The 23,683-nt window shown below is 68.1% G+C and carries 21 protein-coding genes; 16 read left to right on the top strand and 5 right to left on the bottom strand.

Annotated features, from left to right (window positions below; genetic code table 11):
• The first annotated feature begins 48 nt into the window (after positions 1–48).
• The 11 genes from pheS (at position 49) to CEX88_RS15930 (ending at position 12,948) form a co-directional block, all read left to right on the top strand.
• Positions 49–1,092 (top strand): phenylalanine--tRNA ligase subunit alpha, encoded by a 1,044-nt coding sequence (gene pheS, locus CEX88_RS15980; protein ID WP_094294240.1) that lies wholly within the window; start codon positions 49–51, stop codon positions 1,090–1,092.
• Complete coding sequence (pheT, locus tag CEX88_RS15975) at positions 1,092–3,590, top strand: phenylalanine--tRNA ligase subunit beta (RefSeq protein ID WP_094294239.1); 2,499 nt, start codon at positions 1,092–1,094, stop codon at positions 3,588–3,590. Before pheS ends, pheT begins: the two co-directional genes overlap by 1 nt.
• 47 nt (positions 3,591–3,637) lie before the next feature.
• The gene (gene argC, locus CEX88_RS15970; RefSeq protein ID WP_094294238.1) at positions 3,638–4,672 is read left to right on the top strand and encodes an N-acetyl-gamma-glutamyl-phosphate reductase; all 1,035 of its coding nucleotides are present in this window, start codon (positions 3,638–3,640) and stop codon (positions 4,670–4,672) included.
• Positions 4,669–5,874, top strand: coding sequence for a bifunctional glutamate N-acetyltransferase/amino-acid acetyltransferase ArgJ (gene argJ / locus CEX88_RS15965; protein WP_094294237.1), 1,206 nt, complete (start codon positions 4,669–4,671; stop codon positions 5,872–5,874). The genes argC and argJ overlap by 4 nt, the downstream gene beginning before the upstream one ends.
• A complete protein-coding gene (argB, locus tag CEX88_RS15960) occupies positions 5,871–6,743 on the top strand; it encodes an acetylglutamate kinase (protein WP_068192326.1) in 873 nt (290 codons plus the stop codon). The genes argJ and argB overlap by 4 nt, the downstream gene beginning before the upstream one ends.
• Complete coding sequence (locus tag CEX88_RS15955; RefSeq protein ID WP_094294236.1) at positions 6,740–7,933, top strand: acetylornithine transaminase; 1,194 nt, start codon at positions 6,740–6,742, stop codon at positions 7,931–7,933. The genes argB and CEX88_RS15955 overlap by 4 nt, the downstream gene beginning before the upstream one ends.
• Complete coding sequence (gene argF / locus CEX88_RS15950) at positions 7,930–8,874, top strand: ornithine carbamoyltransferase (RefSeq protein WP_094294235.1); 945 nt, start codon at positions 7,930–7,932, stop codon at positions 8,872–8,874. The genes CEX88_RS15955 and argF overlap by 4 nt, the downstream gene beginning before the upstream one ends.
• The gene (locus CEX88_RS15945; RefSeq protein ID WP_202931520.1) at positions 8,841–9,365 is read left to right on the top strand and encodes an arginine repressor; all 525 of its coding nucleotides are present in this window, start codon (positions 8,841–8,843) and stop codon (positions 9,363–9,365) included. Before argF ends, CEX88_RS15945 begins: the two co-directional genes overlap by 34 nt.
• Positions 9,365–10,564, top strand: coding sequence for an argininosuccinate synthase (locus tag CEX88_RS15940; protein WP_064395663.1), 1,200 nt, complete (start codon positions 9,365–9,367; stop codon positions 10,562–10,564). The genes CEX88_RS15945 and CEX88_RS15940 overlap by 1 nt, the downstream gene beginning before the upstream one ends.
• Before the next feature lie 99 nt (positions 10,565–10,663).
• A complete protein-coding gene (argH, locus tag CEX88_RS15935) occupies positions 10,664–12,076 on the top strand; it encodes an argininosuccinate lyase (protein ID WP_094294233.1) in 1,413 nt (470 codons plus the stop codon).
• Entirely contained in the window at positions 12,073–12,948 is an 876-nt protein-coding gene (locus CEX88_RS15930) for an alpha/beta hydrolase (protein WP_094294232.1), read from the top strand. The genes argH and CEX88_RS15930 overlap by 4 nt, the downstream gene beginning before the upstream one ends.
• A gap of 10 nt (positions 12,949–12,958) precedes the next feature.
• On the opposite strand, the gene CEX88_RS15925 is transcribed toward CEX88_RS15930, so the two are convergent.
• Both CEX88_RS15925 and CEX88_RS15920 read right to left on the bottom strand, forming a co-directional pair.
• The gene (locus CEX88_RS15925) at positions 12,959–13,423 is read right to left on the bottom strand and encodes a hypothetical protein (RefSeq protein ID WP_094294231.1); all 465 of its coding nucleotides are present in this window, start codon (positions 13,421–13,423) and stop codon (positions 12,959–12,961) included.
• Between the two features lie 17 nt (positions 13,424–13,440).
• Complete coding sequence (locus CEX88_RS15920; RefSeq protein WP_094294230.1) at positions 13,441–15,219, bottom strand: ABC-F family ATP-binding cassette domain-containing protein; 1,779 nt, start codon at positions 15,217–15,219, stop codon at positions 13,441–13,443.
• Positions 15,220–15,293: 74 nt separating this feature from the next.
• Between CEX88_RS15920 and CEX88_RS15915 the strand changes: the two genes are divergently transcribed.
• The 3 genes from CEX88_RS15915 to CEX88_RS15905 all read left to right on the top strand — a co-directional run bounded on the left by CEX88_RS15915 (position 15,294) and on the right by CEX88_RS15905 (position 19,155).
• On the top strand, positions 15,294–18,284 hold the full coding sequence (locus tag CEX88_RS15915) for an acyl-CoA synthetase (RefSeq protein WP_420799225.1): 2,991 nt from the start codon (positions 15,294–15,296) through the stop codon (positions 18,282–18,284).
• A 101-nt stretch (positions 18,285–18,385) separates the two neighbouring features.
• Positions 18,386–18,931: a hypothetical protein gene (locus tag CEX88_RS15910; RefSeq protein ID WP_094294228.1), complete on the top strand. Its 546-nt coding sequence runs from the start codon at positions 18,386–18,388 to the stop codon at positions 18,929–18,931.
• On the top strand, positions 18,931–19,155 hold the full coding sequence (locus CEX88_RS15905) for a Trm112 family protein (RefSeq protein WP_174522812.1): 225 nt from the start codon (positions 18,931–18,933) through the stop codon (positions 19,153–19,155). The genes CEX88_RS15910 and CEX88_RS15905 overlap by 1 nt, the downstream gene beginning before the upstream one ends.
• Here the strand turns inward: CEX88_RS15905 and CEX88_RS15900 are convergent.
• From CEX88_RS15900 to CEX88_RS15890, 3 genes are read right to left on the bottom strand one after another with little or no spacing between them, the layout of a single operon-like run.
• Positions 19,138–19,752: a TetR/AcrR family transcriptional regulator gene (locus CEX88_RS15900; RefSeq protein ID WP_066850440.1), complete on the bottom strand. Its 615-nt coding sequence runs from the start codon at positions 19,750–19,752 to the stop codon at positions 19,138–19,140. The two genes, CEX88_RS15905 and CEX88_RS15900, sit on opposite strands and share 18 nt — an antisense overlap.
• Before the next feature lie 5 nt (positions 19,753–19,757).
• Positions 19,758–20,585 (bottom strand): ABC transporter permease, encoded by an 828-nt coding sequence (locus CEX88_RS15895; RefSeq protein ID WP_082961869.1) that lies wholly within the window; start codon positions 20,583–20,585, stop codon positions 19,758–19,760.
• Positions 20,510–21,283, bottom strand: coding sequence for an ABC transporter ATP-binding protein (locus tag CEX88_RS15890; RefSeq protein WP_094294226.1), 774 nt, complete (start codon positions 21,281–21,283; stop codon positions 20,510–20,512). The genes CEX88_RS15895 and CEX88_RS15890 overlap by 76 nt, the downstream gene beginning before the upstream one ends.
• 84 nt (positions 21,284–21,367) lie before the next feature.
• On the opposite strand from CEX88_RS15890, the gene CEX88_RS15885 reads away from it, so the two are divergent.
• On the top strand, positions 21,368–21,979 hold the full coding sequence (locus CEX88_RS15885; RefSeq protein WP_094294225.1) for a DNA-3-methyladenine glycosylase: 612 nt from the start codon (positions 21,368–21,370) through the stop codon (positions 21,977–21,979).
• An 18-nt stretch (positions 21,980–21,997) separates the two neighbouring features.
• Positions 21,998–23,272: a tyrosine--tRNA ligase gene (gene tyrS / locus CEX88_RS15880; RefSeq protein ID WP_094294224.1), complete on the top strand. Its 1,275-nt coding sequence runs from the start codon at positions 21,998–22,000 to the stop codon at positions 23,270–23,272.
• The last annotated feature ends 411 nt before the right edge of the window (positions 23,273–23,683 follow it).

Below are 23,683 nucleotides of genomic sequence, written 5' to 3'. Positions count from 1 at the left end.
CCTCGGCATGCGTTCGAGGGCCATCGGCGCATCACCTATGATCGCCGGGTGGCTGATCGGCCCGCAGACCTGTCCGAAGAAGCGCTGACCGAGGCTGTCAGCGCTGCTCGGCGTGCGTTCGACGCGGCCGCCGACCTCGATGAGCTCGCGCGGGCCAAAACCGAGCATCTCGGCGACCGGTCTCCGATCGCGTTGGCGCGCCAGTCGCTTGGGTCACTGGCCAAGGCCGATCGGGCCGACGCGGGGAAACGGGTCAACGTCGCCCGCACCCAGGCGCAGAGCGCGTACGACGAGCGGCTGGCGGCGCTGCGGGCAGAGCGCGACGCCGCGGTGCTGGTGGCCGAGCGTATCGATGTGACGCTGCCCTCGACCCGGCAACCGGTCGGCGCCCGCCACCCGATCACGATTCTGGGCGAGCGCATCGCCGACACGTTCGTCGCGATGGGATGGGAACTCGCCGAGGGGCCCGAGGTCGAAACCGAGCAGTTCAACTTCGATGCGCTGAACTTCGCTCCCGACCATCCGGCGCGCAGCGAGCAGGACACCTTCCACATCGCGCCCGAGGGGTCGCGGCAGGTGTTGCGCACGCACACCTCGCCGGTGCAGATCCGCACCCTTCTGGAACGCGAGCCGCCGGTCTACATCGTCTCGATCGGCCGCACGTTTCGCACCGACGAACTCGACGCCACCCACACTCCGGTCTTCCATCAGGTCGAAGGCCTCGCGGTGGACAAAGGACTGACGATGGCCCATCTGCGCGGCACGCTGGATGCGTTCGCCCGCTCCGAGTTCGGTCCGCAGGCGCGCACACGGTTCCGTCCGCACTTCTTTCCGTTCACGGAACCGTCGGCCGAGGTCGATATCTGGTTCGAGAACAAGAAGGGCGGAGCCGGCTGGGTCGAGTGGGGCGGCTGCGGCATGGTCAATCCGAACGTGCTGCGCGCCTGCGGGATCGACCCTGATGCCTACTCCGGCTTCGCTTTCGGTATGGGCCTGGAACGAACCCTGCAGTTCCGCAACGGAATTCCAGACATGCGCGACATGGTCGAAGGTGACGTGCGGTTCTCCCTGCCGTTCGGGGTAGGGGCCTGATGCGGCTGCCGTACAGCTGGCTGCGCGACGTTGTGCGGGCCGGCGCGCCGGGTTGGGACGTGAGCGCCGCCGACCTCGAAGAGACGTTGATCCGCATCGGCCATGAGGTCGAGGAGGTCATCCCGGTCGGCCCCGTCACGGGCCCACTGACAGTGGGACGGGTGGCCGCCATCGAGGAGCTCACCGAATTCAAGAAGCCCATCCGCGCCGTCAAGGTCGACGTCGGAGAAGACGAGCCACGTGACATCGTCTGCGGCGCAACAAACTTCGCCGTCGGCGATCTGGTCGTGGTGGCACTGCCCGGTACGGTGCTGCCCGGCGACTTCACCATCGCCAGCCGCAAGACCTACGGCCGGATCTCCGACGGGATGATCTGCTCGACGGCCGAACTGAACCTGGGCACCGACCATTCGGGCATTCTCGTGCTGCCGGCCGGCACCGCCGAACCGGGCCACCCCGCCGCCGATCTCCTCGGCCTCAACGACGTCGTCTTTCACCTGGCCATCACACCGGACCGCGGCTACTGCCTGTCGGTGCGCGGGCTGGCCCGCGAGGTCGCCACCGCCTACGACCTCGATTACGTCGACCCCGCCGCCGTCGCCCCGTTACCGGCCGACGGCGAGGCGCTGCCCGTGTCGATCGACCCGGGCACCGGTGTCCAGCGGTTCGGACTGCGCCCCGTGACCGGTATCGATGCCGGCGCCGTCTCGCCGTGGTGGCTGCAGCGACGGCTTTTGTTGTCCGGCATCCGGGCCATCTCTCCCGCGGTGGACGTCACCAACTACGTGATGCTCGAGCTCGGCCACCCGATGCACGCCCACGACCGCAGCCTGATCAGCGGCGGATTCCGTGTGCGCTTCGCCGAACCGGGGGAGACCGTGGTCACCCTCGACGATGTCGAACGCCGCCTCGACACGGCCGATGTGCTGATCGTCGACGACGAAGCGACCGCCGCGATCGGCGGCGTGATGGGTGCGGGCACCACGGAGGTGCGCGAGACGACCACCGACGTACTGCTCGAGGCCGCCGTGTGGGACCCGGCCGCCGTCTCGCGCACGCAGCGACGGCTGCGGCTGTACAGCGAGGCGGGTCGGCGCTACGAACGCAGCGTCGATCCGGCGATTTCGGTCGCCGCGTTGGACCGCTGCGCCGCGCTGCTCGCCGAGATCACCAACGGCACGGTCGAACCCACGCTGACCGATTGGCGCGGCGAGCCACCCCGAGACGACTGGTCGCAACCGCCGATCGCCATGGCGGCCGACCTGCCCGACCGCACCGCCGGTGTCGAGTACGCACCGGGCACCGCAGAGCGGCGGCTCACCCAGATCGGCGCACGGGTCGTCGCCGCCGAGGGCACGCTCACCGTCACGCCGCCGAGTTGGCGGCCCGATCTGCGTCAACCTGCCGACCTCGTCGAAGAGGTGCTGCGTCTCGAGGATCTGGAGACCATTCCGTCGGTGTTGCCGCTGGCTCCGGCCGGCCGCGGGCTGACCCCGGTGCAGAGGCGACGGCGTGCGATGGGAAAGTCGTTGGGACTCAACGGGTATGTGGAGATCCTGCCCACCCCGTTTCTGCCCGCGGGCGTGTTCGACCAGTGGGGTCTGCCCGCCGACGACACCCGCCGGATCACGACCGACGTGCTCAACCCGCTGGATTCCGACCGCCCGCAGTTGGCCACCACCCTGCTGCCAGGACTACTGGAGGCACTGAGCCGCAACGTGTCTCGCGGAACCGTGGACGTCGGTTTGTTCGCGATCCAGCAGGTCGTCCAACCGACGCCGGACACCAGTTCCCTCGAACGGATACCGACCGACCGGCGGCCAAGCGACGACGAGATCGCCGCGCTGAACGCGTCGCTGCCGCGACAGCCCCAGCACGTCGCCCTGGTGGTGGCCGGGTTGCGCGAGCCTGCGGGCCCATGGGGTCCGGGTCGCGCGGTGCAGCCCCCCGACGTGTTCGAGGCAGTGCAGGTGATCGCTCGCGCCGCCGGTGTCGAGCTGAGCCTGCGCGCCACTCAGCGCCTGCCGTGGCATCCGGGCCGCTGCGCCGAAGTGGTGCTGGGCGACCGGCAGAGCGGGACCGTCGTCGGCTTCGCCGGTGAACTGCACCCGGCGGTTGTGGAGCGGTCGGGTCTGCCCAAGCGCACCTGTGCCCTCGAACTGGATCTGGACGCCATACCCATTGTCGAGCGACTTCCGGCTCCGAGGGTGTCGCCGTTTCCCGCCGTTTTCCAGGACATCAGCCTGGTCGTCGACGAGGATGTCGCCGCGGCCGCCGTGGTCGAGGCGGTGCGGGCCGGCGCGGGGCCGCTGCTCGAGGACGTGCGGTTGTTCGACGTCTACACCGGTCCGCAGGTCGGCGAGGGCCGCAAATCGCTGGCGTTCGCACTGCGGTTCCGTGCCGCCGATCGCACGCTCACCGAGGACGAAGCCAGCGCGGCGCGCGAAGCGGCCGTGCAGGCCGCCACGGAGCGGGTCGGCGCCGAACAACGCCGCTGATAGTAATGAATTTGCATAGGTATGCATAAACATGCAGAATTGCCTGCATGGTTTCAGTTGCGGTAGCGGGCGCCAGCGGATACGCCGGCGGTGAGATCCTACGCCTGCTTCTCGGACATCCCGCCTACGCCGACGGCCGGCTGACGATCGGTGCGCTGACCGCAGCGGCGAGTGCGGGCACCTCGCTGGCCGAGCATCACCCGCACCTGTTGCCGCTGGCCGACCGCGTGCTGGAGGCCACCGACGAAGAGGCGCTGCGGGGACACGACGTGGTGTTCCTGGGGCTGCCGCACGGGCACTCCGCTCAGCTGGCCGAACAACTCGGCGACGACACGCTGATCGTGGACTGCGGCGCCGACTTCCGGCTCACCGACGCCGCCGCCTGGGAGCGGTTCTACGGCTCCGAGCACGCCGGTACCTGGCCCTACGGGCTACCGGAGCTTCCGGGTGCGCGCGACCGGCTGCGCGGTGCGAAGCGGATCGCCGTGCCCGGGTGCTATCCGACCGCGGCCCTGCTCGCGCTGTGGCCCGCGGTGGCAGAGGACCTCATCGAGCCGGCCGTGACCGTGGTGTCGGTCAGCGGCGCGTCGGGGGCGGGCCGGGCCGCCAAACCCGATCTGCTGGGCGCCGAGGTGATCGGCTCGGCACGCGCGTACAACATCGGCGGTAAGCACCGGCACACACCGGAGATCGCCCAGGGGCTGCGCGCGGTCGGCCACAAGGACGTGACCGTGTCGTTCACGCCGGTGCTCATACCGACCTCTCGCGGCATCCTGGCCACCTGCACCGCACGCACCGACGCCTCGCTTCCTGAGATCCGCGCCGCCTACGAAAAGGCCTACGACGCCGAGCCGTTCGTCCATGTGCTTCCCGAAGGGCAACTGCCGAAGACGGGTTCGGTGCTGGGCAGCAACGCCGCCCAGCTGGCCGTCGCCCTGGACGAGGATGCGAAGACGTTGATCGCCGTCGCCGCGATCGACAACCTCGTCAAGGGCACCGGCGGCGCCGCGGTGCAGTCGATGAACCTGGCGCTGGGCTGGCCCGAGACCGAGGGGCTTTCGATCGTGGGCATGGCACCATGACTTCCGGAACCCGGCTGCTTCGCACCCAGGGCGTCACGGCCCCGGAAGGCTTCCGCGCGACCGGAATCGCCGCAGGCATCAAAGCATCCGGCGCACTGGACCTGGCGTTGGTGTTCAACGAGGGTCCCGACTACGCCGCTGCGGGGGTGTTCACCCGCAACCAGGTCAAGGCCGCGCCGGTGCTGTGGAGCCGCCAAGTGCTCACCACCGGCCGCCTGCGCGCGGTGATCCTGAACTCCGGCGGCGCCAACGCCTGCACCGGGCCGCAGGGCTTCCAGGACACCCACGCCACCGCTGAGGCGGTCGCGGGGGCGTTGAGCGACTGGGGCACCGAAACCGGCGCGATCGAGGTCGCGGTCTGTTCGACCGGGCTGATCGGCGACCGGCTGCCGATGGACAAAGTGCTCCCCGGCGTCACCGAGATCGTGCACGAACTGTCGGGTGGACTCCACGGCGGCGAAGAGGCCGCGCGGGCCATCATGACCACCGACACCGTGCCCAAGCAGGTCGCGCTGCACCACGCCGACAACTGGACCGTCGGCGGCATGGCCAAGGGCGCAGGCATGATCGCCCCGTCGCTGGCGACGATGCTGTGCGTGCTCACCACCGACGCCGTCGCCGATTCCGCCGCACTCGACGAGGCGCTGCGCAAGGCCACCTCGCTGACCTTCGACCGTCTCGACGTCGACGGCAGCTGTTCGACGAACGACTCGGTATTGCTTCTGTCGTCCGGCGCCAGCGCGGTCAAGCCCAGCCAGAGCGAACTCGACGAGGCGATCCTGAGGGTGTGCGACGACCTGTGCCATCAGCTGCAGGCCGACGCCGAGGGTGTGACGAAACGGATCGTCATCACGGTGGCCGGTGCGGCTTCCGAGGACGACGCACTGCTCGGCGCCCGCATCGTCGCGCGGGACAGCCTGGTCAAGACCGCGCTGTTCGGCTCGGACCCGAACTGGGGCCGGGTGCTGGCAGCCATCGGCATGGCGCCGTTCAAGGTGGATCCGGAGCGGGTCACCGTGTCCTTCAACGGGTTTGCGGTCTGGCGAGACGGGGCGCCGCAGCCGGGTTCACGCGACGTGGATCTCTCCGGTGCCGACATCACCGTCACCATCGACCTCGGCGACGGGTCGGCGCAGGCCTCCGTCCGCACCACCGACCTGTCGCACGGTTACGTCGAAGAGAACTCGGCGTACAGCTCATGAGCGTTGAAACCCCGGTCAAGGCAAAGGTTCTGGCCGAAGCACTGGAGTGGCTCAAACAGCTGCACGGCAAGACCGTCGTGATCAAGTACGGCGGCAACGCGATGACCGACGACGTGCTCAAGGCCGCGTTCGCTGCCGACATGGTCTTCCTGCGTAACTGCGGCGTCCATCCCGTCGTGGTACACGGCGGCGGCCCGCAGATCAGCGCGATGCTCAAACGCCTCGGCATTCAAGGCGATTTCAAGGGCGGATTCCGGGTCACCACACCCGAGGTGCTGGACGTGGCGCGCATGGTGCTTTTCGGTCAGGTCGGCCGGGAACTGGTCGGGCTGATCAACGCCCACGGCCCGTACGCGGTCGGGGTCACCGGCGAGGATGCCCAGTTGTTCACCGCGGTGCGGCGCAGCGTGACCGTCGACGGTGTGGCCACTGACATCGGCCTGGTCGGCGACGTCGAGAGGGTCAACGCCGAATCGTTGCTGGACCTCATTGCCGCCGGCCGGATTCCGGTGGTGTCGACCATCGCTCCCGACATCGGCGGGGTGGTGCACAACATCAACGCCGACACGGCGGCCGCCGCGCTGGCCGAGGCGTTGGGCGCCGAGAAGCTGCTGATGCTCACCGATGTCGAGGGCCTGTATACGAATTGGCCCGACCGCGGCTCGCTGGTCAGCGAAATCGACTCCGCCGCACTGACGCAAATGCTGCCGACACTGGAGGCCGGGATGGTGCCCAAAATCGAGGCGTGCCTGCGCGCGGTCGCCGGCGGTGTGCCGAGCGCACATGTCATCGACGGTCGCGTCGAGCACTGCGTGCTGGTCGAACTGCTCACCGACGAGGGGACGGGGACGAAAGTGGTGCGGTCATGACCCTGCTGGAGCGGTGGCAGACCGTGATGATGAACAACTACGGCACCCCGCCGCTGGCGTTGTCCAGCGGTGACGGCGCGGTGGTGACCGACGTCGACGGCAAGACCTATGTCGATCTGCTCGGCGGCATCGCGGTCAACATCCTGGGCCACCGCCATCCCGCGGTCATCGATGCCGTCACTGCTCAGCTCAACACGCTGGGCCACACGTCGAACCTGTATGCGACCGAACCCGGTGTCGCGCTGGCCGAAGCGCTGGTCGGGCTGCTCGGAGGGGGCCCGGCGGCGCCGGCCAGGGTGTTCTTCTGCAACTCCGGCACCGAAGCCAACGAGGTCGCTTTCAAGATCACACGACTCACTGGACGCACGAAACTGGTTGCGGCGCAGGGCGCCTTCCACGGTCGCACCATGGGCTCTCTTGCGCTCACCGGTCAGCCGTCCAAGCAGGCGCCGTTCGCGCCGCTGCCGGGTGAGGTGACCCATGTGCCCTACGGCGACATCGATGCGCTGCGAGCCGCCGTCGACGACGAAACCGCCGCGGTGTTTCTCGAGCCGATCATGGGCGAAGGCGGGGTCGTGGTTCCGCCCGCCGGCTACCTCGTCGCCGCCCGCGAGATCACCGCGCAGCACAACGCGCTGCTGGTTCTCGACGAGGTGCAGACCGGAATGGGCCGCACCGGAGCGTTTTTCGCGCATCAGCACGACGGGATCACTCCGGATGTCGTAACCCTGGCCAAGGGCCTCGGCGGCGGGTTGCCGATCGGCGCATGCATCGCGACGGGCGCCACCGCGGAGCTGCTGACGCCCGGATTGCACGGCAGCACGTTCGGCGGCAACCCTGTCTGCACCGCCGCCGCGCTCGCGGTGCTGCGGGTGCTGGCCGACGACGATCTGATCAGCCGCGCCGACGTGCTCGGCAAAACGCTGTCGACGGGCATCGAGGCCACCGGGCATCCGTTGATCGACCACGTCCGCGGCCGCGGCCTGCTGCTCGGTGTCGCGCTGACCGCCGAAGCCGCCAAAGCCGTCGAGACCGCGGCCCGCGACGCCGGCTTCCTCGTCAACGCCGCGGCTCCCGACGTGGTCCGGCTGGCCCCGCCGCTGGTGATCAGCGAGGCTCAGGTCGACGACTTCCTCGCCGCGCTTCCCGCCGTCCTCGACACCGGCTCTGAAAAGGGCGCAACCTCATGACCGCAACCATCCGGCACTTCCTGCGTGACGACGATCTGAGCCCCGCCGAGCAGGCCGAGGTGCTCGCTTTGGCAGCCGAATTGAAAGCTCAGCCGTTCAGCCGTCGGCCTCTGGAGGGTCCGAGCGGCGTAGCGGTGATCTTCGACAAGAACTCCACGCGGACCCGGTTCTCGTTCGAGTTGGGCGTTGCCCAACTCGGTGGCCACGCCGTCGTGGTCGACGGCCGCAGCACTCAGCTGGGTCGAGACGAGACGCTGGAGGACACCGGCCGGGTGCTGTCGCGCTACGTCAAGGCGATCGTGTGGCGCACCTTCGCACAAGACCGGTTGACCGCGATGGCCGCGGGTGCGAGTGTGCCGATCGTCAACGCGCTGTCCGACGAGTTCCACCCGTGCCAGGTGCTGGCCGATCTGCAGACGCTCGCCGAGCGCAAGGGCAGGCTGGCGGGCTTGCGGATGACCTACCTCGGCGACGGCGCCAACAACATGGCGCACTCGCTCATGCTGGGCGGCGTCACGGCGGGCGTGGATGTGACGATCGCGGCACCGGACGGCTTCCAACCGCATCCGGACTTCGTCGACGCCGCACAGAAACGGGCTTCGGAGACCGGTGCGACGGTCACCGTGACCGCCGATGCGAACGCAGCAGCCGACGGTGCCGACGTCCTGGTCACCGACACGTGGACGTCGATGGGTCAGGAGAACGACGGCCTGGACCGGGTGGGGCCGTTCCGGCCCTACCAGGTCAACGAAGCCCTGCTGGGCCGTGCCGACGCCGATGCGGTTGTGCTGCACTGCCTTCCGGCGCACCGTGGTGAAGAGATCACCGACGAGGTGATCGACGGGGCGCAGAGCGCGGTGTGGGATGAAGCCGAGAACCGCCTGCACGCGCAGAAGGCGCTGCTGGTGTGGCTGCTGGAGCGGGCGGGAGTCGGGCAGTGACTTCCGCGGCGACTCGTGCCGGGCGGCAGGCCCGCATCGTAGCGATCCTGTCGTCGCGGTCGGTGCACAGCCAGACCGAGCTGGCCACCCTGCTGGCCGAGGAGGGCATCGAGGTCACGCAGGCCACGCTGTCGCGCGATCTGGAAGAACTCGGCGCGGTGAAACTGCGCGGCGCCGACGGCGGCGTCGGCGTGTACATCGTCCCCGAGGATGGCAGCCCGGTGCGCGGCGTTTCCGGTGGCACCGAACGGATGTCGCGGCTGCTGGCCGAGCTGCTCGTGTCGACCGACTCCAGCGGCAACCTGGCCATCCTGCGCACCCCGCCCGGGGCTGCGCACTACCTTGCCAGCGCGATGGACCGCGCGGCGCTTCCGTTCGTCGTCGGTACCGTCGCGGGCGACGACACCATTCTGGTCGTCGCGCGTGAGCCGATGACCGGCGCCGAACTGGCAACAAAACTCGAAAGCATTAGACAAAAGGAGACCTGCTGATGTCCGAACGCGTCATCCTGGCCTATTCCGGTGGCCTGGACACCTCGGTGGCGATCAGCTGGATCGGCAAGGAGACCGGGCGCGAGGTCGTCGCTGTGGCGATCGATCTCGGCCAGGGCGGCGAGGACATGGAGGTGGTGCGCAAGCGCGCCATCGACTGCGGCGCCGTGGAGGCCGTCGTCGTCGACGCCAAAGACGAGTTCGCCGACGAGTACTGCCTGCCCGCGATCCAGTCGAACGCGCTGTATATGGACCGCTATCCACTGGTTTCGGCGTTGAGCCGACCGCTGATCGTCAAGCATCTCGTGGCCGCGGCCCGGGAGCACGGCGGCGGCACTGTCGCGCACGGCTGCACCGGCAAGGGCAACGACCAGGTCCGCTTCGAAGTCGGATTCGCTTCGCTGGCACCGGATCTCAAGGTGCTGGCGCCGGTGCGTGACTACGCGTGGACGCGGGAGAAGGCGATCGCGTTCGCCGAGGAGAATGCGATCCCGATCAACGTCACCAAGCGTTCGCCGTTCTCGATCGATCAGAACGTCTGGGGTCGCGCCGTGGAGACCGGCTTTCTCGAGCATCTGTGGAACGCCCCGACCAAGGACGTCTACGACTACACCGAGGATCCGACGGTCAACTGGAGCACACCCGACGAGGTGATCATCGGTTTCGAGCGTGGCGTGCCGGTGTCGATCGACGGGCGCCCGGTGACGGTGCTGCAGGCGATCGAGGAGTTGAACCGCCGGGCCGGCGAACAGGGTGTCGGCAGGCTTGATGTGGTCGAGGACCGGCTGGTCGGCATCAAGAGCCGCGAGATCTACGAGGCGCCGGGCGCGATGGTGTTGATCACCGCGCACACCGAACTCGAACACGTCACGCTGGAGCGCGAACTCGGCCGCTTCAAGCGCCACACCGACCAGAAGTGGGGCGAGCTGGTCTACGACGGGCTCTGGTACTCGCCGCTGAAGACCGCGCTAGAGTCCTTCGTCGCCAAGACCCAGGAGCACGTGACCGGAGAGATCCGGCTGGTGTTGCACGGCGGACACATCGCGGTGAACGGCCGTCGCAGCGCCGAGTCGCTCTACGACTTCAACCTCGCCACCTACGACGAGGGCGATACGTTCGACCAGTCGGCGGCCCGCGGTTTCGTGCAGATCCACGGTCTGTCGTCCAGCATCGCCGCCCGCCGGGACCTCGACACGTGATGCCCTCCGCTCCACTACCGCGAGCGACCGTGTCTGTACGGCGACACGCCGGGTTCGGACGTACAACCGCGGTCACTCGCCGGAAGTGAGGGTCCTCAGATGAGCACGAACGAAGGTTCGCTGTGGGGCGGACGGTTCGCCGACGGACCGTCCGACGCGCTCGCGGCCCTGTCGAAGTCGACCCACTTCGACTGGGTGCTCGCTCCTTACGACATCCGGGCGTCGAAGGCGCACGCGCAGGTGCTGCACGGCGCCGGGCTACTGACCGACGATCAGCGCGACGGGCTACTCGCGGGCCTCGACAGCCTGGCCGCCGACGTCGCCGACGGCAGCTTCGAACCCCTGGTCACGGACGAAGACGTGCACGGCGCCCTCGAGCGCGGCCTGATCGATCGGGTCGGCGCGGAACTTGGCGGCCGGTTGCGGGCGGGCCGGTCGCGAAACGACCAGGTGGCCACGCTGTTTCGGATGTGGCTGCGCGACGCGATCAGGCGCGTCGCCGACGGGGCTCTGCAGGTCGTCGACGCGTTGGCGACCCAGGCGGCCGCCCACCCGACCGCGATCATGCCGGGCAAGACGCATCTGCAGTCCGCACAACCCGTGCTCCTCGCGCATCACCTACTGGCGCATGCGCATCCGTTGCTGCGCGACGTCGACCGCCTGGCCGATTTCGACAAGCGGGCTGCGGTATCGCCCTACGGGTCCGGTGCGCTGGCCGGGTCGTCCCTGGGCTTGAACCCCGACGCGATCGCCGAGGATCTCGGCTTCGACACCGCCGCCGACAATTCGATCGATGCCACCGCGTCGCGCGACTTCGCCGCGGAGGCGGCATTCGTGTTTTCGATGATCGGCGTCGACCTGTCGCGGCTGGCCGAGGACATCATCTTATGGAGCACAACCGAATTCGGCTACGTCACCCTGCACGACGCCTGGTCGACCGGTAGCTCCATCATGCCGCAGAAGAAGAACCCCGACATCGCCGAACTCGCCCGCGGCAAGTCCGGCCGGTTGATCGGCAACCTCACCGGGCTGCTGGCGACGCTCAAAGCTCAACCGTTGGCCTACAACCGGGACCTGCAAGAGGACAAGGAACCGGTGTTCGACTCCGTCGCGCAGCTCGAACTCCTGCTGCCGGCCATGGCGGGGCTGGTGGCGACCTTGCGCTTCGACGTCGACCGGATGACCGAGCTCGCGCCGCTCGGCTATACCCTGGCCACCGACGTCGCCGAATGGCTTGTGCGCAGGGGAGTGCCGTTCCGGGTGGCGCATGAGGCGGCGGGTGCCGCGGTGCGCGCGGCCGAAGCGCGCGGCATCGGGCTGGAAGAACTCGAGGACGCCGAACTCGCCGCAATCCATCCCGAACTCACCCCGCAGGTGCGTGAGGTCCTGACCGTCGACGGATCGGTCGACTCCCGCGACGCCCGCGGCGGCACCGCACCGACGCAGGTCGCCCGGCAGCTCGGCGCCGTGCGCGAAACCGCCGACCGGCTGCGGCTACGGTTGAGGAGATGACCGAACGCGTCGAATTCCGCTCCGGTGCGACGACTCTGGTCGGCCACCTCTACAACGGCGGCCCCGACGAACCCCGGCCGTGTGTGGTGCTGTGCCAGGGCTTCGGCGGCACGCAGGACACCCCGGCGTTGACGGCGAACGCGACGGGTTTCGCCGCCGCCGGTTACGTGGCCCTCACCTTTGACTACCGCAACTTCGGTGAAAGCCAGGGTGAGCCAAGGCAGTTGGTGGACATCGGCGGTCAACTCGACGACATCGCCGCAGCGGTCACGTTCGCTCGCGGCCGCAGCGGTATCGACCCTGACCGCATCGTGTTGTGGGGCAGCTCGCTCGGTGGTGGCCATGTGGTCACGGCGGCGGCTCGCGACCCACGGATCGCGGCTGCGATCGCCCAGATCCCGTTCAACGGATTCCCCAAGAAGGTCGAGGGGCGGTCGACGGCGGCCACTCTGCGGCTGCTGTGGGCGATGGCCACCGACACCGTGCGCGGCGCTCTGGGTGCATCGCCCACTTACATCAAAGCGGTGGGACAACCGGGTGAGCCCGCGGTCATGGCCACTTCCGAGGCGCACCAGACCATCGAGGGCATGCAGAGCGCGACCTGGCGCAACGAGGTCGCACCGCGAGCGCTGTTCGCGATGATGCGCTACAAGCCCGGCGACCATGCACCACGCGTGCGTGCGCCCGTGTTGGTGTGCATCGGCAAGCGGGACAAGGAAACTCAAGAGGTCGACGCGGCACGACTGGCTGAACTCGCGCCCCGAGGTGAGCTAACGAGCTACGACCTCGCCCATTTCGACTTCTACCGCGACGACGTGCGGCAGCGCGTGATCGCGGATCAGATCGCGTTCCTGCGCCGGGTCCTCGCTTAGCCGCCCAGAATCAGTCGTCGTCGTTGCAGATGCTGACCTCGAGACGACCGTCGTCGACCTCGATTTCCAGGTCGAGGTCCTCAGCTCCTCTGCGGAACGAGATCTCGACCTCCTCGGGTTCCTGATCGTCGACCCGATGCGTCCAACCCTCGGCCGGCGTCACCGACTCGAGGGTGAGGCGACCGTCAGCGAACGTGACGACTGCTGACCCCGCGTCGTACACCTGGTACCGAGCATCCGGGGCGGGTTCGAGGCGGACGCATTGATTGCGGGCCGGCCGGGCGGGGGCGGCTACTCCCGTCTGCGGCGCCGCAGGCGGCGGTGTGGTCTGCGGCGGCGGGGCCTGCGGACTGCTCGAGGGCGAGGCGGACTCCGTGACGGTCACCGTGGACTGGGGTTCGGCGCCAGAGCCGCACCCCGGCAGGAGCAGAGCGACCCCGGCGAGCGCGGTGACACCGATCGATCTGGTTGCCATGCTCCCAGGCTACGGCGTCAGCCGTCTGCAGCGGCCAGCCACGCTTCTTCGAGAGATTCCTTGCGGTTCAACAGCTCTTGGAGCTCGGCGTTGAGCTCACCCAACCGGACGTGGTCCGCGGCGGCCTCGGCCATGGACTCGTGCAGCGCGGCGATTCGCGACTCCAGTTTTTCCAGCTGCCCCTCGATGCGCGCCATCTCCTTGCCGGTGCGTCGCTCCCGCGCCGACGCCGTTTCGCCTTGCGAACCCGCCGTCGCTGCACTCGCCGTCGATGCAGGTGCCGGTGACGCGGCCGAAGCGCGGTCCGCCAGATACTGCTCGATTCCGCCCGGCAACAGCTCGCAGCGCCCACCTCCGGTCAGGGCGTAGGTGACATCGGAGACCCGTTCGAGGAAGTAGCGATCGTGGGTGACGGCGATCAGCGTGCCCGGCCAGCCGTCGAGATAATCCTCGATGACGGTCAACGTGTCGATATCGAGGTCGTTGGTCGGCTCGTCGAGCAGCAGCACGTTCGGTTCGTCGAGCAACAGCCGCAGAAACTGCAACCTGCGCCGTTCACCACCTGAGAGCTCCGACACCCGCGTCATCAGCTTGTCGCCCGTGAACCCGAAGTCACGCAGCAACGTGTCAGCGCTGATCTCGCCGCCGCCGGCCAGTTGGGTGATCCTTCGCCGGTCCTCGACCGCGTCCAGCACCCGGTCGGCGCCGTCGAGTTCGGCCAGGGCCTGGCTGAGGTAACCGATCCGCAGCGTCGCGCCCCGCTTGATCGTGCCCGCCGTCGGCGCTAGCTCACCTGCCAGCAGTCGCAGCACCGACGTCTTGCCGGTGCCGTTGACGCCGACCAGCCCGATCCGCGCGCCGGGGCCGATCGACCAGTCGACCTGGTCCAGCACCACGGTGTCGCCCATCTCGAGCCGCACCCGGTGCAGGTCGAACACGTCCTTGCCCAGCCGGGTGGTGGCGAACCGCTGCAGAACGAGGGAGTCCCGTGGCGGCGGTTCGTTGGCGATCAACTCGTTGGCGGCCTGGATGCGGAACTTCGGTTTCGACGTCCGCGCCGGCGGTCCGCGCCGCAGCCATGCCAGCTCCTTGCGCATGAGGTTCTGCCTGCGCGCCTCGGCACCGGCCGCCAGCCGCATCCGCTCTGCCCGCGCGAGCACGTAGGCCGCGTAACCGCCCTCGTAGCCGTCTACCTTCCCTTTTCCGCTGCTGGCATGCACCTCCCACGTCCTTGTGCACACCGCGTCGAGGAACCAGCGGTCGTGGCTCACCACCACCAGTGCCTTGGCCAGGCGCCAATTGAGGTGTGCGGCCAGCCAGCCGATCACCTCGACGTCGAGGTGGTTGGTCGGCTCGTCGAGCACGAGGACGTCATGACCGGCGATCAGCACCGCTGCCAGCGCCACCCGGCGCCGCTCGCCGCCGGAGAGCCGGCCGACCGCACTGTCGAGAGAGACGTCGGCCAATAGATGCAAGACGACGTCGCGGGTCTCGGGTTCGGCCGCCCAGACGTGATCGGGACGGCCACCGACGATCACGTCGCGCACGGTGGAGTCGGCGGCGAAGTCGTCACTCTGCCGCAGATAGCCCACCGACAACCCCGAGGTGTGGGTCACCCGGCCCGAATCCGGCTCGCGGGTGAGCGTCAAGATCTGCAGCAGCGTGGTCTTACCGTCGCCGTTGCGCCCGACCACGCCGATCGCGTCGCCGTCGTCGATGCCCAGGCTGACCGCATCGAGAAGCGTGCGGGTGCCGTAGCCGACGGTCGCGCGCTCGACATTGATCAGGTTCGCCATCAGCCGCCGATGATAGGTCGGCCCTGCCCGCCGGGCCCCTGTGCCATGATGACGTCGGCCGATTCGGGGGTTCCATGGCGGCCAGAAGGGGAGCGTGCGGCGTGGATCTGTCGGCGATAACGAACCCGGTCGGACGGCTGGTGGCGACCGCCCAGAACGGGCTGGAGGTGCTGCGGTACGGCGGCCTGGAGACCGGCGCCGTACCCTCGCCGTTCCAGATCATCCAGAGCGTGCCGATGTACCGGTTGCGGCGCTATTTCCCGCCTGACACCAGGCCGGGATCCAAGCAACCCGGCCCGCCCGTGCTGATGGTGCACCCGATGATGATGTCCGCCGATATGTGGGACGTCACCCGCGACGACGGCGCCGTCGGCATCCTGCACAACGCGGGCATCGACCCGTGGGTCATCGACTTCGGCTCGCCCGACAAGGTCGAAGGCGGTATGGAGCGCACGCTGGCCGACCACGTCGTCGCGCTCAGCGAGGCCATCGACACCGTCAAAGAGGTCACGGGGCGCGACGTGCATCTGGCCGGCTACTCGCAGGGCGGAATGTTCGCCTACCAGGTCGCGGCCTACCGCCGGTCGAAGGATCTGGCGAGCATCATCGCATTCGGCTCGCCGGTCGACACCTTGGCCGCGCTGCCGATGAACCTGCCCGCCAGTGTCGCGCCCGCGGCCGCCGATTTCATGGCCGACCACGTGTTCAGCCGGATCGACATCCCGGGCTGGCTGGCCCGCACCGGCTTCCAGATGCTCGACCCGATCAAGACCGCCCAGTCGCGCCTCGACTTCCTGCGTCAGCTACACGATCGCGAGGCCCTGTTGCCCCGCGAGCAGCAACGCCGGTTCCTGGCCTCCGATGGCTGGATCGCGTGGTCGGGCCCCGCCATCGCCGAGCTGCTGAAACAGTTCATCGCGCACAACCGGATGATGAGCGGCGGCTTCTCGATTCACGGTGACCTGGTCACGCTGTCGGATATCGAGTGCCCGGTGCTGGCCGTGGTCGGCGAAGTCGACGACATCGGCCAGCCGGCTTCGGTGCGCGGTATCAAGCGCGCCGCCCCGAAAGCCGATGTCTACGAATTCCTCATTCGCGCAGGCCATTTCGGGCTTGTCGTCGGATCGAAGGCATCCAGCCAGACGTGGCCGGCGGTGGCGCAGTGGGTCAAGTGGCTCGACGGCACCGGCGAGCGGCCCGAAGGCGTCAACCCGATGGCCCTGCAGCAAGCCGAACCCAACGAGACCGGCGTCTCGATCAGCTCACGCCTGGCGCACGGCACCGCCGCGGCGACCGAGATGGCTTGGACCCTGGCCCGCTCGGCTGCCGATGCCGTGGTGAGCGCCAACAAGTCGGCCAGAGCACTGGCCGTCGAGACGGCGCGCACGCTGCCGCGCCTGGCTCGGCTCGGCCAGATCAACGAGCACACCCGAATCTCGTTCGGCCGCATCATGTCCGAACAGGCCCGCGACTTCCCGCGCGGTGACTGCCTGCTGTTCGACGGCCGAGTCCACACCTATGAAGCAGTGGACCGGCGCATCAACAACGTCGTCCGAGGCCTCATCGAGGTCGGGGTACGCCAAGGCACGCGCGTCGGCGTCCTGATGGAAACTAGGCCCAGCGCACTGGTGGCGATCGCCGCGCTCTCGCGACTGGGCGCGGTGGCGGTGCTCATGCCGCCGGACGTCGATCTGCCCACCGCTGCCCGGCTCGGCTCGGTGTCCGACATCATCACCGACCCCAGCAACCTCGAAGCCGCCCGGCGACTCGATATGCGTGTGCTGGTGCTCGGCGGCGGTGAGGCCCGCGACCTCGACGTTCCCGAGGACAGCGACGTCATCGACATGGAGAAGATCGATCCGGAAGCGGTCGACCTGCCCGGGTGGTACCGGCCGAACCCCGGTCTGGCCCGCGACCTGGCCTTCATCGGTTTCAGCTCGATCAGCGGCGACCTGGTCGCTCGTCAGATCACCAACGCTCGGTGGGCGATCTCGGCGTTCGGCACCGCGTCGGCGGCCAATCTCAGCCGCAGCGACACGGTCTACTGCCTGACGCCGCTACACCACCAGTCCGCCCTGTTGGTGGCGATCGGCGGCGCCACCGTCGGCGGCTCGCGGATCGCGCTGTCGCGCAGCCTGCGACCGGACCGGTTCCTCAACGAGCTTCGCCAGTACGGCGTCACGGTCGTCAGCTACACGTGGGCGATGCTGCGCGACGTCATCGACGACCCGTCGTTCGCGCTGCACGGCAGCCACCCGGTACGGCTGTTCATCGGTTCGGGCATGCCGACCGGACTGTGGAAGCGTGTGGTTGAGATCTTCCAACCCGCCCATGTCGTCGAGTTCTTCGCGACCACCGACGGACAAGCCGTGCTGGCCAACGTGTCCGGCGCGAAGATCGGCAGCAAGGGCCGCCCGCTGCCGGGTGCACGCGAACTCGCGCTGGCGGCCTACGACCCCGCCGAGGACCTGATCCTGGAGGACGACCAGGGCTTCGTCCGCCGCGCCGAGACCAACGAAGTCGGTGTGCTGCTCGCCCGGCCACGCGGGCCGGTCGACCCGACCGCCCCGATCAAGCGGGGCGTTTTCGCCCCGGCCGACACCTGGGTGTCCACGGAGTACCTGTTCCGTCGCGACGACGATGGCGACTACTGGCTTGTCGACAGCCGCGGACTGGTCATCCAGACCGACCGTGGCTGCGTCTACTCATCGACCGTCAACGATGCGGTCGGCTGCCTCGGCGCGGTCGACCTCGCGGTCACCTACGGGGTGCAAGCCAACGGGCGCCAGCTGGCCATCACGGCGTTGGAGTTGCAGCCCGGCGGCAGCATTCCGTCTGCCGACCTGACCGAGGCCCTCGCGAACCTGGCCGTCGGCGAACCACCCGACATCGTCCATGTGGTGCCGGGGATGGCGCTCAGCGCGTCCTACCGGCCGCTGGTCAGCCCGCTGCAAGCGGAGGGCGTTCCGAAGCCGTCGCGTAACGCGTGGTACCTCGACCCCGATACGAATCGGTACAAGCGGCTGACCGTGGCGGTCCGCTCCGAGATCGCCGAAGGCCAGTAGCGAAGGTCGGTCATGACGACCTGCCGGCGGGGCCGAGCGCTGTTAGGCTCCCGCTGGCGGTGTCGGCAGCCTGGCGACCGCGCCACCGAGCTGGAGGGTTGATGACATCGCGAACCGGTAGCCCACGCGACATCTGGCGCCGCCTCGTCATCGGCGGTATGGCCGGAGGCGTGTTGACAGTCGGTGTGCTCACCGGTGTCGCGGGTCCGACGGCTGTGGCGCAGCCCGCCGACCCGACCGTTCAGACCGAGGCGCCCGAGCCGCAAGCCGACAGCCCGAAGAGACCGTGCACCGGCGACGACTGCAACAGGGCCGAGGAGACCGCACCGAAGGTCAACGCTGACCAGGTACTGCAGATGATCCACGAGGAGTACCGGCAGGGCGACGGCGGCGGCCAGGTCTCTGTGCTGATCGACGACGCCGTGAAGCTGCGCAAGCTGGGCTTCCGACCGTCCAACGCGAACGCCATCGCGCTCAAGGAGGCCCTCGAGGACCGGCCGAATCAGACGCCGCTGGTCGAAGCGCTCAAGGAAACGATCACCCACCAGCGCAAGATGCAGGCGCGCGCCGCGCAGCAGGCCGCTGCCGGCGGCGGGTCGATCGCCGGGATTCCCGTCACGCCCGCCGTCCCCGTCCCGGCCGGCTGATCGCCGTGGCCCTCGACGAGAAACTGCTCGACATCCTGGTATGCCCGCAGGACCGGGGCTCCTTGCTGCTCATCGGCGACGAATTCCTCTACAACCCGCGGCTGCGCCGGGCGTATCGCATCGACGACGGCATCCCGGTGCTGCTGATCGACGAGGCCGTCGACATCACCGATGACGCCGAGCATCAGCGGATGCTGGATCGCGCATCAGGTGAACCCGGGTAGCTCTCCGGTGAGGTAGCGCTGCAGATTCGGGGCAATGGTGTCGACGATCTGGTCCACCGGCAGCGATTTGAACGGCTCGAGTTCGAGGATGTAGCGGGCCATCACCACGCCCACCAGTTGCGAGGCGACGAACTGCACGCGGACCGGTCCGCTGCCCGGGGGATCGTCGACGCGCGAACCGACTTCTCTGGCGATCACCTCCTGCAGGAAGGACCGCACCAACGAGGTGTCGTTGCCGGCGATGATCGACCGCAACGTCGCGATGAAACCCTTACCCAGTTCCGAATCCCACAGCGGCAGCAGAAGGGACGGCAGCGTGCGGCCGATCTCCTCGACGGGGACTTGCTGCAGCGGGCCGATGACCTGCATGGGATCGATCGGAATGTGAATCGCCGCGGCGAACAGCTGGGTCTTGGTTCCGAAGTAGTGATGTACCAGCGCGGGGTCGACGCCCGCCGCCGCGGCGATCGCGCGGATCGAGGTCTTGTCGATACCATTGCGCGCGAACAACTCCCGCGCACTGTTCAGGATCCGTTCACGGGTATCGGACGGCCCGGGTGGGCGTCCCGGCCGTTTACGTTCGGCGTTGGTGGTCAACGTAGTCACGGTGTCCTTCGTCGTAGCGTGGCCGCGGCCAGGCAGAGGGAGACGACCGCGAAGCCGATGACGACCGCGACGTCGCGCACCACGGTGAAGGTCGGCTCTGCGTATGCCCCGACCTGTTGCAGCGCCTCCAGAGCGTAACTTGCCGGCATCACGTTGCTGATCCACTGCAGCCACTCCGGCAGCACGGCGCGCGGCACGATGATCCCGCTCAGCAGAAGTTGGGGGACGATCACCACGGGCATGAACTGCACGGCCTGAAATTCGGTGCGCGCGAACGCGCTACACAACAATCCCAACCCGACTCCGAGGACGGCGTTGATGATCGCGATCGTGAAGACCCACACCGGGCTGCCTTCGGTGTGCAGGCCGAAGAACGCGTAGGACACGACGCACGCGATCGTCGCCTGAGCTGCGGCGGCAAGCGAGAACGCGGTGCCGTACGCCGCGAGCAGGTCGAGCCTGCGCAGGGGAGTGGTCAGGATCCGCTCCAACGTGCCCGAAACCCGTTCCCGCTGCATCGTTATCGATGTGATCAGAAACATCACCACCAGGGGGAACAGACCGAGCATGATCAGGCAGGCGGTGTTGAACGGACTCGGTGCGCCGGGCGGGTGCGGGGAATTCTGAAACATGAAGTACATCAGGGCGATGACCGCGCTCGGCACGATCAAGATCATCGCGACACTGCGGTGATCGGTGGCGAGTTGGCGCAGGATGCGGCCGGTGGTGGCCAGGTACGCCTGCGGACTCAGTCGGCTCCGGCTGCGCTGGCTGCGGTGCTGCGCTTGATGACGGAGAGAAACGCCTCCTCCAGTGACTGACATCTCGTGTCCTCTCGTAGTTTCGAGGGCGTGGTGTGGGCGAGCACCCGGCCTTCACGCATGAGCAGCAGGTCGCCGCAGTGGTCGGCCTCGTCCATCACATGGCTGGAGACCAGGAGAGTGGTCCCTTGGCGGGACAGCTGCTGAAAATGGGCCCACAGCTCCACGCGCAGAACGGGATCGAGTCCCACGGTGGGTTCGTCGAGCACCAGCAGATCGGGATGCGAGACCAACGCACACGCCAGCGAGACCCGCGTACGTTGGCCTCCGGAAAGGTTGGCCCCCAACGCTGTTCTGTGGTCGTTGAGCCCTACGGCGGTTACGGCGTCGTCGGCGGAGTCGGCGCCGGTGCCGTACAGCGATGCGAAGTAGCGGACGTTGTCGATGACCCGTAGGTCGTCGTAGATCGTGGGGTTCTGGGTGACATAGCCGACGCGGTGGCGTAGGCCGGCCGAGCCGGCCGGTTTCCCTAGCACCGTCACCGTGCCGGAACTGATGATCTGGGTGCCGACAACGCTTCGCATCAGCGTCGTCTTGCCGCAGCCGGATGGTCCGAGCAGGCCCGTGATCGTGCCGGGGGCGACGGACACCGTGACGTCATCGATTGCCAGGCGATTACCGCGGATGACCCGCAGGTTCCTGATCTCAACGGCCGGAGAAACACGCTGCTCGAGTAATTCATCAGCCGATGAAGTCATCATGTGATGAAATATCCTCGCGCTGCGCCGTCGTGTCAAGAGCCTCCGTAGGATCGCCATCGATGAATCCAAAAGGCCTGGTCGACGGTGACCACTGAACTGTTGTCGGTCGACCCGCTGACCGCTGCCCGTCGACTGCTCGGCGCCGACCTCACCTGTCGGGGAGTCAGCGCAATGATCGTCGAGGTCGAGGCCTACGGCGGGCCACCGGACGGACCATGGCCCGACGCCGCCGCCCATTCGTACCGCGGACCCGGACCGCGCAATCGCGTGATGTTCGGCCCGCCGGGGCGGTTGTACACCTATCGCAGCCACGGCATCCACGTCTGCGCGAACGTCGTGTGCGCGACCGACGGCGTGGCGGGTGCCGTGCTGCTCAGGGCGGCCGCCATCGAGGCGGGTTTGAGCGCCGCACATGCCCGCCGCGGAGACTCGGTCCGCCCCGCCGCATTGGCTCGAGGGCCGGGCAACCTGTGCTCGGCGCTGGGAATCACGATGGAAGACAACGGGATCGACATCTTCGGCCCCGACAGCCCGATTCAGTTGACGCTGGGGGAGCGGCATGTGGCCGTCGAGGGGCCGCGCGTCGGCGTGAGCAAGGCCGCCGACCGTCCGTGGCGATTCTGGCTGGAAGGCCGGCCCGAGGTGTCGGCGTATCGGCGGAGCCCGCGGGCACCGGCTCCCGGAGAAAGCGACTAGTACGGAAAGATCGCACCCATGGGTACGTCGATCCTCGACGAATTGGAGTGGCGCGGGCTGATCGCGCAATCCACCGACCGTGACGCGCTGGCCGAAGCACTTGGGGCCGGACCGGTCACCGTCTACTCGGGCTTTGACCCGACCGCTCCGAGCCTGCATGCGGGCCATCTCATCCCGCTGCTGACACTGCGCCGCTTCCAGCAGGCGGGCCATCGGCCCATCGTTCTGGCAGGCGGTGCGACCGGCATGATCGGTGACCCCCGCGATGCCGGGGAGCGCACGCTGAACACCGCCGACACCGTCGCGGAATGGGCGGACCGTATCCGCGGGCAGCTCGAGCGCTTCGTCGAGTTCGACGACACCGACACCGGGGCCGTCATCGAGAACAACCTGTCGTGGACCGGCCCGCTGTCGGCGATCGAGTTCCTGCGCGACGTCGGCAAGTACTTCTCTGTCAACGTCATGCTCGACCGCGACACCGTCCGGCGCCGCCTCGAGGGCGAGGGCATCTCCTACACCGAGTTCAGCTACATGCTGCTGCAGGCCAACGACTATGTGGAGCTGCATCGGCGCTACGACTGTTCTCTGCAGATCGGCGGTTCCGATCAGTGGGGCAACATCATCGCCGGCGTCCGGCTGGTCCGCCAGAAGGACGGAGCCACGGTGCACGCCCTGACCACCCCGTTGGTGACCGACTCCGAAGGCAAGAAGTTCGGTAAGTCGACCGGAGGCGGCAGCCTGTGGCTGGACCCCGAGATGACGAGCCCGTACGCCTGGTACCAGTACTTCATCAACACCGCCGACGCGGACGTCGTCCGCTATTTGCGTTGGTTCACCTTCCTGTCGCCCGAGGAGTTGACCGAGCTGGAACAGGCGACGGCGAAACGGGCCCACGAACGTGCCGCGCAGCGACGCCTGGCGCGCGAGCTCACCACGTTGGTGCACGGCGAAGCCGCGACGCAGTCCGTCGAGCACGCCAGCCGGGCTCTTTTCGGCCGGGCCGAGCTGGCAGAGCTGGACGAGCCGACACTGGGTGCCGCGCTGCGCGAGGCCGCCGTAGCTCAGCTGGACCCCGGCGGGCCCGACACGATCATCGACCTGCTCGTGGCCAGTGGGCTCTCGCCGAGCAAGGGTGCCGCCAGGCGCACCGTCGCCGAAGGCGGCGTCTACGTCAACAACGCCCGGGTCGATAGCGAAGAATGGGTTCCACAGCCCGCTGACTTCCTGCATGAGCGGTGGCTGGTGCTGCGTCGCGGTAAGCGCAACATCGCCGGCATCGAACGGGTGGCTTGAGGGCTCGAGCGAGGCGGGAACAATAACGCGGGGGGAAGCGTTGAACCCCTCGGTAGGAGCCAACGCACTCCGGTGCGCGCGACGGGTATCGATCTGAAAAACCCGTTCTATCAGGCCATTTGACTCCTACTTTTCCCTCACGTAACTTATGGACTCGTCGCTGCGACACGGGCCAAGCCCGAAGAGCGCGGCGACTCCCAGAGGGAAATCCAACTTCGGTGGGTTCCTGAGCGTCCGCACTACGAGTACGCGGCTTGAAAGCCGCGGACTAGTGGCGCGGCCGTGCGGGTGTGTTGTTTGAGAACTCAATAGTGTGTTTGGTGGTTTTTGTTTGTTGTTGTTTTTTGCCATGCCCTGTTTTCCCGTTTGTGGGTGTGGTGTTTTTTGATGCCAGTTTTTGGTGTCTGTTTG

It is taken from the genome of Mycobacterium neumannii (assembly GCF_002245615.1).
Taxonomy (GTDB): Bacteria; Actinomycetota; Actinomycetes; order Mycobacteriales; family Mycobacteriaceae; genus Mycobacterium; species Mycobacterium neumannii_A.
Note: the sequence above shows the minus strand (reverse complement) of the source record. Positions and strands in the feature narration are given on the sequence as shown.

Coding starts and splice junctions, on each gene's coding strand:
- argC (WP_094294238.1), top strand. CDS start 3,638: ATGGTTTCAGTTGCGGTAGCGGGCGCCAGCGGATACGCCGGCGGTGAG.
- CEX88_RS15925 (WP_094294231.1), bottom strand. CDS start 13,423: ATGGCAACCAGATCGATCGGTGTCACCGCGCTCGCCGGGGTCGCTCTG.
- argF (WP_094294235.1), top strand. CDS start 7,930: ATGACCGCAACCATCCGGCACTTCCTGCGTGACGACGATCTGAGCCCC.
- CEX88_RS15920 (WP_094294230.1), bottom strand. CDS start 15,219: ATGGCGAACCTGATCAATGTCGAGCGCGCGACCGTCGGCTACGGCACC.
- CEX88_RS15955 (WP_094294236.1), top strand. CDS start 6,740: ATGACCCTGCTGGAGCGGTGGCAGACCGTGATGATGAACAACTACGGC.
- CEX88_RS15915 (WP_420799225.1), top strand. CDS start 15,294: ATGGCGGCCAGAAGGGGAGCGTGCGGCGTGGATCTGTCGGCGATAACG.
- argB (WP_068192326.1), top strand. CDS start 5,871: ATGAGCGTTGAAACCCCGGTCAAGGCAAAGGTTCTGGCCGAAGCACTG.
- CEX88_RS15910 (WP_094294228.1), top strand. CDS start 18,386: ATGACATCGCGAACCGGTAGCCCACGCGACATCTGGCGCCGCCTCGTC.
- CEX88_RS15930 (WP_094294232.1), top strand. CDS start 12,073: ATGACCGAACGCGTCGAATTCCGCTCCGGTGCGACGACTCTGGTCGGC.
- pheT (WP_094294239.1), top strand. CDS start 1,092: ATGCGGCTGCCGTACAGCTGGCTGCGCGACGTTGTGCGGGCCGGCGCG.
- argH (WP_094294233.1), top strand. CDS start 10,664: ATGAGCACGAACGAAGGTTCGCTGTGGGGCGGACGGTTCGCCGACGGA.
- CEX88_RS15940 (WP_064395663.1), top strand. CDS start 9,365: ATGTCCGAACGCGTCATCCTGGCCTATTCCGGTGGCCTGGACACCTCG.
- argJ (WP_094294237.1), top strand. CDS start 4,669: ATGACTTCCGGAACCCGGCTGCTTCGCACCCAGGGCGTCACGGCCCCG.
- tyrS (WP_094294224.1), top strand. CDS start 21,998: ATGGGTACGTCGATCCTCGACGAATTGGAGTGGCGCGGGCTGATCGCG.
- CEX88_RS15895 (WP_082961869.1), bottom strand. CDS start 20,585: ATGTCAGTCACTGGAGGAGGCGTTTCTCTCCGTCATCAAGCGCAGCAC.
- CEX88_RS15890 (WP_094294226.1), bottom strand. CDS start 21,283: ATGATGACTTCATCGGCTGATGAATTACTCGAGCAGCGTGTTTCTCCG.